The organism is Fimbriimonadaceae bacterium (genome assembly GCA_019638795.1).
Classification (GTDB): Bacteria; Armatimonadota; Fimbriimonadia; order Fimbriimonadales; family Fimbriimonadaceae; genus JAHBTB01.
The window spans coordinates 428321-442484 of record JAHBTB010000001.1 but is presented as its reverse complement, the minus strand read 5'-3'; the positions used below and the strand labels follow the sequence as shown (position 1 = coordinate 442484).

16 protein-coding genes are annotated in these 14164 nt (G+C 64.2%); 14 read left to right on the top strand and 2 right to left on the bottom strand.

What is annotated here, in order from left to right; genetic code table 11:
• Positions 1–7 precede the first annotated feature (7 nt).
• Genes KF857_02180 through KF857_02170 form a run of 3 tightly spaced genes read left to right on the top strand, consistent with a single transcriptional unit; the run spans position 8 to position 2851 of the window.
• On the top strand, positions 8–1063 hold the full coding sequence (locus KF857_02180) for a M42 family metallopeptidase (protein ID MBX3110791.1): 1056 nt from the start codon (positions 8–10) through the stop codon (positions 1061–1063).
• A gap of 6 nt (positions 1064–1069) precedes the next feature.
• On the top strand, positions 1070–2143 hold the full coding sequence (locus KF857_02175; protein MBX3110790.1) for a family 10 glycosylhydrolase: 1074 nt from the start codon (positions 1070–1072) through the stop codon (positions 2141–2143).
• 39 nt (positions 2144–2182) lie between these two features.
• A complete protein-coding gene (locus tag KF857_02170; protein ID MBX3110789.1) occupies positions 2183–2851 on the top strand; it encodes a hypothetical protein in 669 nt (222 codons plus the stop codon).
• 18 nt (positions 2852–2869) lie between these two features.
• On the opposite strand, the gene KF857_02165 is transcribed toward KF857_02170, so the two are convergent.
• A complete protein-coding gene (locus KF857_02165) occupies positions 2870–3568 on the bottom strand; it encodes a PD-(D/E)XK nuclease family protein (protein MBX3110788.1) in 699 nt (232 codons plus the stop codon).
• Positions 3569–3716: 148 nt separating this feature from the next.
• On the opposite strand from KF857_02165, the gene KF857_02160 reads away from it, so the two are divergent.
• Genes KF857_02160 through KF857_02150 form a run of 3 tightly spaced genes read left to right on the top strand, consistent with a single transcriptional unit; the run spans position 3717 to position 6151 of the window.
• Entirely contained in the window at positions 3717–4067 is a 351-nt protein-coding gene (locus tag KF857_02160) for a hypothetical protein (GenBank protein MBX3110787.1), read from the top strand.
• A gap of 47 nt (positions 4068–4114) precedes the next feature.
• Entirely contained in the window at positions 4115–4957 is an 843-nt protein-coding gene (locus KF857_02155; GenBank protein MBX3110786.1) for a hypothetical protein, read from the top strand.
• A gap of 45 nt (positions 4958–5002) precedes the next feature.
• Entirely contained in the window at positions 5003–6151 is a 1149-nt protein-coding gene (locus tag KF857_02150) for a 2-isopropylmalate synthase (protein MBX3110785.1), read from the top strand.
• Positions 6152–6155: 4 nt separating this feature from the next.
• Here the strand turns inward: KF857_02150 and KF857_02145 are convergent, their stop codons facing one another.
• Positions 6156–6941 carry a fumarylacetoacetate hydrolase family protein gene (locus tag KF857_02145; GenBank protein ID MBX3110784.1) on the bottom strand — a complete coding sequence of 262 codons (786 nt, stop codon included), beginning with the start codon at positions 6939–6941 and terminating at the stop codon, positions 6156–6158.
• 150 nt (positions 6942–7091) lie between these two features.
• Between KF857_02145 and KF857_02140 the strand changes: the two genes are divergently transcribed.
• The 8 genes from KF857_02140 to KF857_02105 all read left to right on the top strand — a co-directional run bounded on the left by KF857_02140 (position 7092) and on the right by KF857_02105 (position 14163).
• A complete protein-coding gene (locus tag KF857_02140) occupies positions 7092–7499 on the top strand; it encodes a response regulator (GenBank protein MBX3110783.1) in 408 nt (135 codons plus the stop codon).
• A gap of 73 nt (positions 7500–7572) precedes the next feature.
• Positions 7573–7971, top strand: a complete 399-nt coding sequence (locus KF857_02135) for a hypothetical protein (GenBank protein ID MBX3110782.1) — start codon at positions 7573–7575, stop codon at positions 7969–7971.
• Between the two features lie 114 nt (positions 7972–8085).
• The gene (locus KF857_02130) at positions 8086–9108 is read left to right on the top strand and encodes a LacI family DNA-binding transcriptional regulator (GenBank protein ID MBX3110781.1); all 1023 of its coding nucleotides are present in this window, start codon (positions 8086–8088) and stop codon (positions 9106–9108) included.
• Positions 9105–11198, top strand: coding sequence for an alpha-glucosidase C-terminal domain-containing protein (locus KF857_02125; protein ID MBX3110780.1), 2094 nt, complete (start codon positions 9105–9107; stop codon positions 11196–11198). The genes KF857_02130 and KF857_02125 overlap by 4 nt, the downstream gene beginning before the upstream one ends.
• A 41-nt stretch (positions 11199–11239) precedes the next feature.
• Positions 11240–12148, top strand: a complete 909-nt coding sequence (locus tag KF857_02120) for a prepilin-type N-terminal cleavage/methylation domain-containing protein (protein ID MBX3110779.1) — start codon at positions 11240–11242, stop codon at positions 12146–12148.
• A 55-nt stretch (positions 12149–12203) separates the two neighbouring features.
• Complete coding sequence (locus KF857_02115) at positions 12204–12503, top strand: hypothetical protein (GenBank protein ID MBX3110778.1); 300 nt, start codon at positions 12204–12206, stop codon at positions 12501–12503.
• 102 nt (positions 12504–12605) lie between these two features.
• Positions 12606–13529 carry a phenylalanine 4-monooxygenase gene (locus tag KF857_02110; GenBank protein MBX3110777.1) on the top strand — a complete coding sequence of 308 codons (924 nt, stop codon included), beginning with the start codon at positions 12606–12608 and terminating at the stop codon, positions 13527–13529.
• A 4-nt stretch (positions 13530–13533) separates the two neighbouring features.
• The gene (locus tag KF857_02105) at positions 13534–14163 is read left to right on the top strand and encodes a GNAT family N-acetyltransferase (protein MBX3110776.1); all 630 of its coding nucleotides are present in this window, start codon (positions 13534–13536) and stop codon (positions 14161–14163) included.
• Position 14164: the final 1 nt, after the last annotated feature.

The following is a 14164-nucleotide window of genomic DNA, read 5'->3' as shown; positions in this document are numbered from 1 at the left end:
CCCGTGCATGAACGTCGACCTCCTGCGGGAACTCACTGAAGCCCACGGTGTCCCCGGCCAAGAAGACCGAATCCGGGCCATTGTCGCCCGCGAACTCAAGCCGATCGCCGACCTTTCCACCGACATCATGGGCAACCTCGTCGCCCATCGGGCCGCGACCTCCAACCCGACCGGCCGGAAGCTCATGCTCGCCGCCCACATGGACGAGATCGGCTTTGTCGTCAGCCACATTTCCGACAAGGGGTTCTTGCGGATCGTCCCCGTGGGGGGATGGGACCCCCGGATGATGGCGGCCCAGCGTGTCATGGTCAGCACCCAAGGCGGTTTGATCCCCGGACTTTTGATGCTGGGTGTGAAGCCCAAGCACCTCCTGACCGCAGAGGAGGCCGCCCGGGCCCCCAAGATCGAGGACTACTTCGTCGATCTAGGAATGGACGCAGAGACCGTCAGGGCCAAGGTCCGGATCGGCGACGGCGTCTCGATGGACCGTAAGTTCCAAGTGCTCGGCGACCACTACACCTGTAAGGCGATGGACGACCGTGTGGCGGTCTTTGTGATGATCGAGGCGATGAAAAAGGCCTCGTCCCATGGTGTCGACGTCTATGGCGTCGCGACCGTCCAGGAGGAGATCGGGTTGCGAGGCGCGACGGCGGCGGGGCAGGCGATCAACCCCGACGTGGTCGTCGCCTTGGACATCACCCTGGCCAACGACTATCCCGGCATCCCCGAGGAGATGAGCGTCACGAAGCTGGGCCATGGGACGGCGGTCAAGTTCATGGACTCCTCGCTCATCTGCCACCCCAAGGTCGTCGAGCACTTCCGCGGGCTGGCTGAGTCCAAGGGGATCAAGTACCAGATGGAGTTGCTTCCGCTGGGGGGCACCGACGCGGGCGGTGTCCAGCGCCAGAACGGCGGGATCGCCGCCTTCACCCTGTCCATCCCCTGCCGGTACGTCCACACGGTGAACGAGACCGTCCACCGAGACGACGTCCAGGCCAGCATCGACCTTCTCGCCGCATATATTGAGGACTGTCACAACGGACATTACACGTATCCTGTTTAGGGAGCCATGATCGACCGCCGCCAGTTCCTCGCCTCAGCCGCCGCCGCCCCTGTGGCGTGGTGGTCCGCTTTCCACATGGAACCGACAATGGACACACTCTCAGCATCGGGCAAAAAGCTCTACGTTTGGGACCACTCCGACCCCAAGCGCTCCGCATCGGACAACAAGAAGAAATACGCCGACCTACGCGCCAAGGGGCTGACCGGTGTCTTTCTCGGGGGAGACCCGGTCCCCGCCGAGTACGACATCGTCCGGGAGGCGGGGCTTGAGCTTCATGTGTGGATGTGGACGACGAACCGGGGCGACGAGTGGATCCGCAAGAACCACCCCGAGTGGTACCAGGTCAGCCGGAGCGGCAAGTCGTGCTTCGACAAGCCACCATACGTGGACTACTACCGCTGGATCTCACCGCACATCCCCGGCGCGGTCCAGTACGTGTGCGACCGGGCCGAGGAGATCGCCCGGATGGGCCAGGTACAGGGCGTCCACCTCGACTACGTCCGCTATCCGGACGTGATCTTGCCCGACGCGCTGTGGAGCCAGTACAAGCTTGACCAGACCGACGAGCTACCCGACTATGACTTCGACTATGGCGACGCGGCCGTCGCCGCGTTCAAGCGGGCCCATGGCCGCGACCCCCGGGCGATCAAGGACCCGTCGACCGACCAAGAGTGGCTCCATTTCCGGTATGACGCGGTCACGGCTTTGGTGAAGAAGGTCCACGGCACCGTCAAAGCCCACAAGAAGACGCTGACCGCCGCGGTTTTCCCGACACCGTCACTGGCGCGCAAGATCTGTCGGCAAGACTGGGACAAGTGGCCGCTCGACATGGCATGCCCCATGACGTACCACAGCTTCTATAACGAACCGGCCATGTGGATCGGCGACTGCGTCCGCGAGGACCTCCAGGCCGCCCATTTCCCCATCTGCGCGGGTGTCTATATGCCCGCCTTCAAGTCGACCGAGGAGTTTGAGGTCGGGTTGAGGGCGGCGTTCCACCGTGGTGCGGTCGGCGTGTCCCTGTTCGGCGGCGTCGCACCCCAGTACTGGGACGTCGTCGCCAAAGTATATTCTTCATAATCTGAAATTATTCGGCCCCTTCGGGCGGTATGGAGAGGTATGACCGCTCTCCTCCTCGCCGTGGCGGCCGCGCCGGCCACCTTCCGGTTCACGCCTGATCCAACCAAGGTCTATGCCGTGGTGCTGAAGGTCTACTGGGCGGCCAAGCATAGCGCGTCTTCTTTGCGCATGGAGATGCGGGCCACGCGCCTCGGAAAGGGTCACTACCGGATGGACATCGACTTGGTCGGGGCCGAGGTCGCCGGGCAAGACCAGACGGCCGCCCTCAAAGCGGCGCTCAAGTCGACGCGGGTCAGCATGGAGTGGAACGACCTCGCCCAGCGGGCCGGGGGGATGACGCGTCTGCAGACCAGACGTGTGCCGCCGTCGCTCGGCCCCCTCCTCGCCGAGGCCGGGATCTATCTGTGCGAGTTCTCGCGTCGGGCGTTGGTGCCGGGCGACCACTATGCGGGGTCGACCACGGCCAGCGGCGGCTGCACCGAGGGGCAATACACCTATCATGGGACCGTGGGTAAGTCGGCCCGGTTCACCGTGGAAGACATCGCCCTGCTGTCCGGCAAGCAGACCCAGGACATGGAGTTCGCCGTCGACCCCAAGACCGGGGTGCCGACGGTGATGACCTATCGGATCGACGACCCCGCGAAAGGCGGTTCGGTCAGCTTCCGCCAGACCATCACGGCGCGTCCGGCGACAAACCAGCGCGACTGAGCCCCGAATCCATCAAGGCTAGTCTTCAAATCCGCGTCGGCAGAGGGGCAAGAAGTCGCATCCCGTGCACAGAGGCTTCTGCTTCGGCAGCATGTTCTCGTAGTCGCGGTCTAGAATCTCGCGCCCGACCACGGTGAGGTCGGCGGCAAAGGCCTCGGCTTCTTCGTCGCTGAGCGACGCAGTCGCCTTGCCACCGGACCGTAGCGCGACGATCGTGGCCACGACCGGTCGGCCAGGGTACGCGTCGCGCACCATCAGTTGATAGCACGACATGGCCAAGTCGTCGGCCACTTCCTCTGGAGACACGTCTTGCCGACCGCTCTTGTAGTCGACCACCTCGAGGGTGCCGTCGTCCCGCTCGTCCACCCGGTCGACACGGCCAAGGAGGACGAACCTGCCCATGTCAAGGCGGAAAGACTTCTCGACGAAGAGGGTCTTCGCCGTCACCGGCTCGCGGCGGACCGACTCGACGTAGTCGGCGACGATCGCCTTGCCCTCGGCCTGGGCCTCCATCATCTCCTCTTGGCTCGTGTAGCCCGCGTCGATCCAACTCTCTTCGAGGGCGGCGACCGCCTCATGGCTGGTCGTCACCCCAGAGTCCCCCGAGTCGTGGAACCGCTGGAGCACCGTATGGAGTGACGTGCCGAAGCTATAGTAGCTCTTCGACCGCAAGTACCACCGTCCCCGAGGATTGACGTAAGTCAGCGCGTACTTCATGGGGCAGGCCAGGTACGTGGTGATTTTGCTGGGGCTCAGGGTGGGCTTGCGGATGGTCAGATTCTAGCCTGGCTGGAGAACCGCCCTCCGGCCGACCGACAATTTCTACTGGTGGACCTGACAGGGAAGGCAAGTCCAGGAGTGAAAAATGGCAATCAACTCGATCTACAGCCGAGCCCGGTGGTTTGGGAGCGGCACATCGGCCACCGCCACCCACGGCAAGCACAAACTCAAACTCAAGGCAGGGTTCCAACAGGCCGAGAAGCGACCGCTCCGTGAGACCACGGGCGACCGCCCGATGACGACGACGCCGACTTTCAATGGGCCGGCCACGACGTACAAGGCCAAACCGAAGGGTGACATCAGCTACGTGACGATGCTGGCGCCCGACGCCAAGCCCAACGGCGACATTTCATACGTGACGATGCTCGCCCGGCCCCAGACCACGTCCCGGCCCCAAGCTCCGGTCGTCAGCGAAGGCGTCGACATCGCCGCCTGAGCCCGGACCCTTCGCATCCGCTGGCCCATAGGTAACTTGGGCCAGCGATGAAGATCCGCATCGGCCACTCGCCCGACTCCGACGACGCCTTTATGTTCTGGGGCCTGGCCTCGGGCACCGTGCATAGCGATTACGAGTTCGAGCACATCCTCCGTGACATCCAGACGCTGAACGACTGGGCGAAAGAGGGTCGGCTCGAAAGCAGCGCGGTCAGCGTCCACGCGTTTGCCCACGTCGCCGACAAGTACGCGCTCCTCCGCCACGGCGGCTCGTTTGGCGAGCAGTACGGCCCCATGCTGGTCGCCCTCGCGCCCGTCACCGCCGACGAGGTCAGGGAGACCACGATCGCCGTCCCGGGTCTGCTCACCAGCGCCTACCTGCAGTTGTGCCTGTGGTTCGAAGACCAGTACGGCAAGGGTGTCCGCCCCAAGACGGAGGTCGTGCCGTTTGACGAGATCGTCCCCTCGGTCCAGTCGGGCCGTCACAAGGTCGGCCTCATCATCCACGAAGGCCAGCTGACCTACGAGAAGGACGGCCTGGTCGAGCTGGCCAACATGGGTAAGTGGTGGCACGAGAAGACCGGGCTCCCGCTCCCGCTGGGAGTCAACGTGGTGCGCAAGGACCTCGGGGACGACGTCTGCAAGGAGGTCAGCCGCTGCATGCGCGCGAGCATCGACGCCGGGCTGGGTAACCGTCCGCAGGCACTGGAGTACGCCTTGCAGTTCGCCCGCGAGATGGACCCCGCGACCAGCGACGAGTTTGTCGGCATGTATGTCAACGAGCGCACCCGCGACATGGGCGAAGCCGGCGTGAAAGCGATCCGTCTGTTCTTGCAAAAGGGCGCCGAGGCCGGACTTGTGCCGCCCGTGGAAGTCGCGGTCATTGACTGACCACGAACGTATAATGAGGCGGGGTAAACCCCCGGCGGTGACGATATGAGCGATCGAGTCTATGTCTTCGACACGACTCTGCGAGACGGCGAGCAGAGTCCTGGTGTGCACTTGGACATGGCCCAAAAGCTCACCATCGGCCGGGCCCTCGTCGAACTTGGCGTCGACATCATCGAGGCGGGTTTTCCCATTTCGTCGCCCGGTGACTTCGAGTCGGTCAACACCCTTTCGAAGGAACTGAAGGGCGTGACGGTCTGCGGGCTGACCAGGGCGCGGGCCAAGGACATCGAGGTCGCCGCCGAGGCTTTGAAGCCCGCCGAACGGCCCCGCATCCACACCGGGCTGGGCGTCAGCAAGAACCACCTGGAGCACAAGCTCCGCATGACGGAGGCGGAAGGGCTGGAGACGGGGGTCCAGGCCGTCAAGCTGGCCCGGTCCCTCGTCGACGACGTCGAGTACTTCATGGAAGACTCGGGCCGTGCCGAACCCGACTACGTGTACCGCGTCGTCGAGGCGGTCATCGCCGCCGGGGCCACCGTCATCAATGTCCCCGACACGACCGGATTTTCAACGCCCCAGGAATACCGCGACCTGATCGAGGGGATCATCAACAACGTCCCGAACTCCGACAAGGCCACCTTCAGCTGCCACTGCCACGACGACCTGGGTATGGCCACCGCCAACACGTTGGCGGGGGTGCGTGGCGGTGCCCGCCAAGTCGAGGTGACGATCAACGGCATCGGGGAGAGGGCAGGGAACACCGCCCTGGAAGAGGTCGTCCTCGCCCTGCAGGTCCGCCAGGACTACTATGGGTGTGAGACGCGGATCAAGACGAACCAACTGATGGAGGTCTCCCGCCTGGTCAGCGAGCTCACCGGCATGATCGTCCAGCGGAACAAGGCGGTCGTCGGCGCGAACGCCTACGCCCACAGCTCAGGAATCCACCAAGACGGCGTCCTGAAGGAACGGTCGACTTACGAGATCATCGACCCTCACATGGTCGGGGCCCTGAGGTCAGAGATCGTCCTCACCGCGCGGTCGGGCCGGCACGGCCTGAGGCACCGCCTCCGCGAGCTGGGCTTCGAGTTCCCCGCCGAGCGGTTCGAGGTGATCTACGAGGCGTTCTTGCGCGTGGCGGACCAGAAGCAAGAGATCAACGACGAAGACCTTCGGCAGTTGGTCAGCGTGCGCTGAACGGTCAACCGACCTTCGCGACCAGCGACCCAAGTCCTTCGACGTTGAACGTCACCCGCTCCGAGGGCAGGAGCAATCGTCCCAGCGACGACTCGTCCAAGGTCGGCTTGGGCAGGGCGGGCCAGGCCAGCACCTCACCGGCGACGACCGAGCCGACCAAGGTCGACTGGGCCACCAACGGCGAAAAGCCGGGCCAGGTCTCGACGACCCCACCGGCCAGCACCTCGTCTTCGACCCGCACTTCCCAGGGCCACGCGTAGACGTCTTGCTCACCGGAGACAAGGTACTCGGAGATCTCTTCGGGGGTCACGATGAACGGCCCCATTGCCGCGCCGACGTCCCGTCCGGGCGCGCCGGTGCCGCCCCTCATGACGTCGTCTTCGACGACGCCGGGGACATAGAACGAGACGAGCAGGGTGTAGCCGAGCAGGAAGCTGGAGGCCTCCCCCTGTTCCACGGCCATGCCGCTGGCCTGGACGACGGCGGCGACATGGACGTCAAAGTCGAGACCGTCCACATCGGGGGCCATTTCGATCTCGCTGAGCGGGCCGTGCACGAGGCCCGGGTGCCGGTGGCCGTAGGTAAGGTAGCGGTCGCCGCCGCTGTCGGTGACGGTGTGGAACACCCGCAGGGCGGCGGCCTGGCCGATGGGGGCGAGCAGGCGATATGCGCCGGGGTCATGGATGCCGACGGCCTTCTCCCCGTCGGTCTCGTACACCCGGTTGTCATGGAAAATGCCCGAGCGGGCCAGGCCAGGTTGCCCGGCCAGTTCGAAGCGGACGAGTTTCATCGGCGGGAAGGGTACCGGGATCGGTCGGGCCGCTCCCGTCATCTGACCTTGGCCGACGTTTGCGAGTCCATAGCCCCTGTCGCTCTCGGCGGGGCATGAGGTAGCATCCGCAGGTGTCCAAGGGCGTGTGCCCGGGACGGGGTTTCATCAATGCCTCCGCTGAAGATTTTGGTCTGTGACGACGAACGGCACATCGTGCGCCTGATCCAGGTGAACCTGGAGAAGCAGGGCTACCAGGTTGTGACCGCCTACGACGGCAAGGAGGGCTTGGAAAAGGTGAAGGCCGAGAAGCCCGACCTGATGGTCCTCGACGTGATGATGCCCTACATGGACGGATTCGAGGTCCTCAAGACGTTGCGGCGGGACGCCGCCACCGAGACCCTGCCTGTCATCATGCTGACGGCCAAGGCGCAGGACAAGGACGTTTTCGAGGGCTACCACTACGGCGCGGACATGTATTTGACCAAGCCGTTCAACCCGATGGAACTCGTCGCTTTTGTCAAGCGCATCACCCAGGGCGGCGACGAGGGCGGCGGCCCCAAGAAGTACGACCTGTAAAGAGTCGGTGAAGAATCTAGGTGCCTCGGGGAGCCTATGGCCCCCGAGGTATCCTTTTGGCCAGGACGTCGGGGTGGCACGGTTTGTGCCCCAACTGAGGAACAACCTTATGGACATGATGTTCGTCACCGATTTGGCTCGGATGCCCCTCGGACTTGTTGAAACCTGGGACCAGACCATAGTCGGCACCCTCGCTCTTGCCCCGACCTTGGTGGCGGTCGGCCTCTATTTCTGGTTCGCCCAGCGCCGTCCCGAGTTGAAAAACTCCGCCTACATCCCCCTGGCCCTGGGCGCGGTCCTCGGCTTGGTCGCCTGGTTTGACTCCACCCGACCGGGCGTGCGCGACTTCGGCGACTTCGGCCGCAAGATCAGCCTCTTGTTCATCGCGATGTGGGTGCTCCCCATCCTGGTGGGCGTCGGACTGTTCCTGTGGGAAAAGTTCGGCCGTGGCCGCCAGCGCGTCAACTACTGAGCTCCGCCACCGGCTTTTTTGCGCGGCCCCCTTGCCGTCCGGCGATTCCTGTGATATCATTCCCCGAGTTGTGAATACGTATGCACGTATTCGTCAATGGGGACACGTCGACCAATGAGGGTCACGCAACAGGACATCGCCAGACTGGCGGCCGTCTCGCAAGCGACGGTCAGCCGCGTCTTGGCGGGTGACGAACGCGTCGAACGCGACAAGCGGGAGCGCGTGCTCAGCGTCATCAAGCAATCCAACTACCGTCCGGACGTGCGCGCCCAGGCCTTGCGCCGCCGCCGCACCAGTCTGGTGGGCCTTGTCCTCAAGCGGCCCGACGGCGGCCTGAAAGACGATCCGTTCTACAGCGCCCTGATCTCCGAGATCACCCAGGTACTGAGCAAGTCGAACTACCATCTGTGCCTTGACGTCGCGTCCGGCAGCGAGCAGCAGTCCGCGGTCTACGACGAGCTCCTGCGCACCCGTAGGGTCGACGGCGTGATCTTGGTCGAGCCGGAGTCGGAGGACGAACGGCTCCACAAGCTCCAGGACGACCGGTTCCCCTTTGTCGTCATCGGCAACCCGCGGACGTCGGTCATGCACAGCGTGGACAACGACAACGTCCTGGCCGCTCGCATCGCCACCCAGCACCTGGTCGAGAACGGCTATCGGAAGATCGGCTTCCTCGGCGGGCCCGCCGGCGTCGCCGTCAGCGAGGACCGGCTGACTGGTTATCGGATGGTCATGAACGAGCACGGTCTGGTGCCCCGGGTTTGGTCGAGCGACTTCGGCTTTGCCGCCGCCCTTGCCGCCTCGCGGGCGGTGCTGGACTCGGCCGACCGACCGGACGCCTTCGTCGTCCTCGACGACTTCATGGCGATGGGTGTCGCGCGCACGGCGCGACAACTGGGCTTGGTTTTGCCGGGTGACCTCGGCCTCGTGAGCTTCAATGACAGCTCTTTGTGCGACCTTGTCGACGGCGGCATCACAAGCGTCAACATGAATTTTGAACAATTAGTCCAGGAAGCATGCCGCAAACTCATCCAGATTATTGAGAGTAAGGGTCCGTCTGTCCCGGGCCGGATCGTCATACCCTGTGAGCTGATGGTCCGAGGTTCGTCCCGCCGACCGCTGGGGGTGGCCCGGTGACACTACTGACGACCATGGCCCTTGTGGCGACGGCGCAAGGCACTGCGCATGATTTCGTATTCATCGCCGACCGCGCCCTTCATTCAGTGAGCGTCGTCGGCACGTTCAACGACTGGCACAAGGAGAGAGACCCGATGAAGGTCGACTCCGACGGGCGCACATGGCGGCTGAGCAAGGTGCTGAGGCCAGGCAAGTACCAGTACAAATTTGTCCTGGACGGCGACACCTGGACGGTGGACCCTCGGGCCAAGACCAACGTCGACGACGGCAACGGCAACACGAACTCGGTGCTCCTCGTCGTGCCGCCTGACTATTCTCTCCGTCCCGGCCGAAAGGGTGACGGGGTCGTCACCGGTTCGGCGGTGGTGTTCACGACCGGTATCCCCCGGGTCAACCTTGACCGGGGCCGACTGACCTTGCATATCGACACCCGTCGGGACGACGTCGAAAGGGTCGTCGTGGTCACGGCGGGAGGCCGGCACGAGGCCGAACCGGTCGCCGCGGACGAACTGTCCACGGAGTGGGCGGTGTCGGTCCCGTGGTCCGGCCGGTCTGAGCTTAGGTTCCACTTTGAGGTGGTCGACGGACGGACGAGGCTCCGTGTCGGCCCTGACGGCGTCGGCAGGAAGGGTGACTTTGTCCTCCGTCCCGGCGAGTTCAAGCCGTTCACCGTGCCACGGTGGGTCGAGCGCAGCGTCCTCTACCAAATCTTTCCCGACCGGTTTGACAACGGCGACCCGTCCAATGACCCGGCCGGCGTCGTCCCGTGGGACTCGGCCCCTACCTACTTAACCTGGTTCGGAGGCGACGCGGCGGGGGTGAAGCGTCGTCTTGGATACCTGCGCAGCCTGGGGGTCGGTGCGGTCTATTTCAACCCGATCTTCGTCGGGCCTAGCAACCACCGCTACGAGACCACCGACTATCACCGGGTCGACCCCCGGTTCGGCACCAACGAGGAGTTCAAGGATCTCGCCGCCGCGATGCACCGGGCCGGCATGAAGGTGGTCCTGGACGGCGTGTTCAACCACACCGCCCCTGACTTTGCCCCGTTCAAGGACATCATCGAGAAGGGCAGGGACAGCAAGTTCACCGACTGGTACTTCATCAAGTCGTACCCGGTCGTGGCCAAGGAGAACCCCCCGTACGAGGCTTGGTACGGTTTTCCCAGCCTGCCGAAGCTGAACACCTACGCCCCCGGCCCGAGCCGGTATGTCTTGGACACGATTGATTTTTGGGACCGCGAGGCCCATGTCGACGGGTGGCGGTTGGACGTGGCGAACGAGGTCGACCCTCGTTTTTGGCGTCGGTTTCGGCCGCGGGTGAAGAGCCATGGGGCCGACAAGTGGATCGTGGGGGAGATCTGGGGGGACGGGTCGCCGTGGTTGCAGGGCGACCAGTTCGACTCGGTCATGAACTACCGGTTCCGGTCTGCGGTGGTGGACTTTGTCGCCAAGGGATCAACCTCGCCCACCGCGTTTCTCGACGAACTGACCCGCGTCTACACCAGCTACGTGCCCCAGGTCAGCCGCAACATGATGAACCTGATCGGCAGTCACGACACCCCGCGGTTCATGAACGAGTGCGGCGGGGACCGTCGCTTGGCCAAGCTCGGCGCGTTCGTCCAGTTCACCTGGGTCGGCGCCCCTTGCGTCTACTACGGCGACGAACTGGGCATGGAAGGGGGGAAGGACCCCGACAACCGCCGGGGCATGCGGTGGGACACGGCGGACCCCCAGAACGAAATGCTTTCCTACTACAAAACGTTGGCCCGCGTCCGGCTTGGCTCGGAGGCCCTGATGGTCGGTGACCCGGTCCGGGTGCTGGCCGACGACCAACGTGGCATCGTCTCCTTTGGTCGCGTCTATGAAAAGGACGCCGCCCTCGTCATCCTCAACCGCTCGGACCGAGAGCAGACCGTGGAGGTCAAACTCCCGGCTAGCCTTCGGCCGGCTCTGACCCGTCCCTGTGTCGAAGCCCTGTCGGGCAAGGCTGTCTCAGCTTTTGCCGACGGAAAGCTCCGCCTGACCCTCGCCCCGCTTTCTGGCGCCGTCGTGGTACCGGCCAAGGGGCGGCTCCGCAGCTCCGCATAGAAACTGTTCGCCCTGACAGCGAATTGCTAGGTGATAACGCAATGAAGCAAACCAACAAAGCATTCACGTTGATCGAATTGCTCGTCGTGATCGCGATCATCGCGATTCTCGCGGCCATTCTCTTCCCGGTCTTCGCCCAGGCGAAAGCCGCCGCGAAGAAGACCTCGTCCCTGTCGAACATCAAGCAGTTGGGCACCGCCCTCCAGATCTACGGAGGCGACTACGACGACATGTCGCCGCACACCAAGATCTACGAAGGCTACGTGTTCCACGCCCGCCTGATGCCGTATGTGAAGAGCAAGCAGATGTTCGCCGACCCGGCGTCGCCGGCCAAGCAGGGCATGCTGCAGCGCAAACAGCACGACAACGGCTTCGGCTACTACATGACCCCGCCCGACGACGGGTGCATCGGCGTCGGCACCTCGAAGTACGGCTCCGGCGACGACAACGCCAACAGCCACTACTTCGACGACATCTATCCGGCTTCGGACTACGACGTCAACATCCGCCAGTTTGGCTACGACAGCCGCCTGTGCGTCTCGGCCCGGACGGGTAACTACACGCAGCCGGGCTTCAACCTGACGACCGGTTCGGTGAGCGCGGAGGGCAACGAGGGCATCGGCCCCTCGCCGGCGAAGACCTTCACTTCGGTGGCCAAGGCCGTCATCTTCTACACCTTCGAGCCGGACAACACCGACTGGCCTGGACCGGCCTTCTGGGGTTCCAGCTACAAGGGCATGCACGGCGACGGCAACAACCTGGCCTTTGTCGACAGCCACGCCAAGTTCCACAAGACCTCCCAGATGATGGGGACGTACGGCAAGCGGTGGAACGGTAGCTTTGGCGACTGGGACACCTGCCCGCCCGCCAACGCGTGGAGCGGTGACCCCCATGCCGGTGAGTGCTTCATCTGGTGGGGGACCAACTACGCCGACGCGGCGAACCAGTAAGGCCATGACCAAGGGGGCGGAGGACGCCAGTCACCCGCCCCCCAAAGAGACTCCCATGAAAACCAAGACACTCATTTTTGCCGTACTGGCCACCTTCGGGTCCAGCCTCGTCGCGTGCGACAACATTGGCAACGCCCCGGCGGGCAAGTCGGCGGACGAGATGAAGTCGTACGTCGAGCAGCAGAAGCCGGAAGAACAGATCAAGATGTGGGAGGCATCACCCGCCCCGCCGGCCGAGAAGGCGAAAAAGATCGCCGAGATCCGGAAGAAGTACAACCTCCCTGACCCTGGTGCCGGTGCCGGTGCAGGGGGCGGTGAGGCGCAGTTCCCCGGCGACCCCCGGGCAGGTCGCTAGCCAGACAGCGGGCCTGGGGTCGGTGGCCGGGCCTGCCGTCTCTTCATCAGACGGACCAACGCCGCCGCGCCAGCCGCGCCACAATGGAGGGTAGAGAAGGCAATGGCGCACGTTCTCAACCCCGAGTTTCCCGACGGCGTCGGCATGACGACGACCGAAGCCCCGTTCATTGAAAAGGCCGTCGCCGAAGGCCGCCTGTACATCACCCAGCCCTACAACCTCTATTCCGAGGAGAACCACCGCACTTGGCACGACCTCTACGCCAGGATGCTTCCGAGTTGGGAGAAGTACGCGAACGAACACTTCCTCAAGGGCATCTCTAACCTGTGCCTCGACCCGGAGCGGGTACCCCGGCTCGACGACGTCAACAAGTTCCTGAACCCCCTGACCGGGTTCCGGGCGAAGCCCGTGGCTGGATACGTCCCCGCCTACTTGTTCTTTGACTGTCTGCGAAACCGCGACTTCCCGACGACGATCACCGTCCGCAAGCACGACAACCTCGACTACCTGCCCGAGCCCGACATCTTCCACGACATCGCCGGCCATGTGCCCATGCACACCGACCCGGCGTTTGCCGACACGCTGGTCCGGTTCGGCGAGTGCGCCCGCACTGCGGCGATGGTCGTCAAGGACATCAAGGACCCCGAGGTGAGGGTCGCCCGGCTGACCAGCGTCATCAAGGCGATGGCGCGGTTCTTCTGGTTCACGATCGAGTTCGGCCTGATGCGCGGCCCGTCGGGGCTCAAGGTGTACGGCAGTGGACTCCTCTCCAGCCATGGCGAGATCCAGCACTCCATCGAGTCGCCCCTGGTCCAGCGTTATCCGGTCCAATTGGAGTGGGTCGTCAACCAGTACTTTGAGATCGACCACTACCAGCCGCTCCTCTTCGTCGTCGAATCCTTTGACCACCTGTTCACCCTGGTCGGTGACCTGGAGCAGTGGATGAAGGACGGCAAGCTGGACAACGTCGCCCCCGGCGAGCCGCATCTCAGCGAAGCGGACATCGCTAGTTTTCTGGAAGCCTAGAACCATGAATGTCGTGCCGGTGACCCTACAAACGCCCCACCTGGACTTGTCCCCGATGGTCCAGGAAGACGCCGAAGCCCTTCGGGCGACGGTCGACGACCACACGTTCGACTTCTACATGGGGCACATGCCAGCCGACACGACGCCCCAGGCGTTTGCCTCGTTCATCGCCGCGACCTTGGCCGACCCGTCGTTTGTCAGCTTCGTCGCCCGGCTCCGTGACACCGGCGAAGTCGTCGCGAAGAGTTCCTACCTCGACCTCCGGCCCGCCCACCGAAGCCTGGAGATCGGGGCGACTTGGATCGCCCCGGCGTGGCAGGGCACCTTTGTCAATCCCGAGATGAAGCTTGCGATGATGCGGCACGCCTTCGAGACTCTCGGGTGCGTCCGAGTCCAGCTCAAGACCGACATGCGCAACCTGCAGTCCCGCGCCGCGATCCTGAAGGCCGGGGCTGTTTTCGAGGGGACATTGCGCAAGCACGGTGTCCAGCCCAACGGTTACGTCCGGGACACGGCGATGTACAGCGTCACCGACGAAGAGTGGCCCGGGGTCAGAGCCATGCTTGAGGGTCGGGTCGCCGCCTGGTCGGGACGGTCTTCGGGACCATCCAAGGGCGCGTCCCTTCAGCCATAAT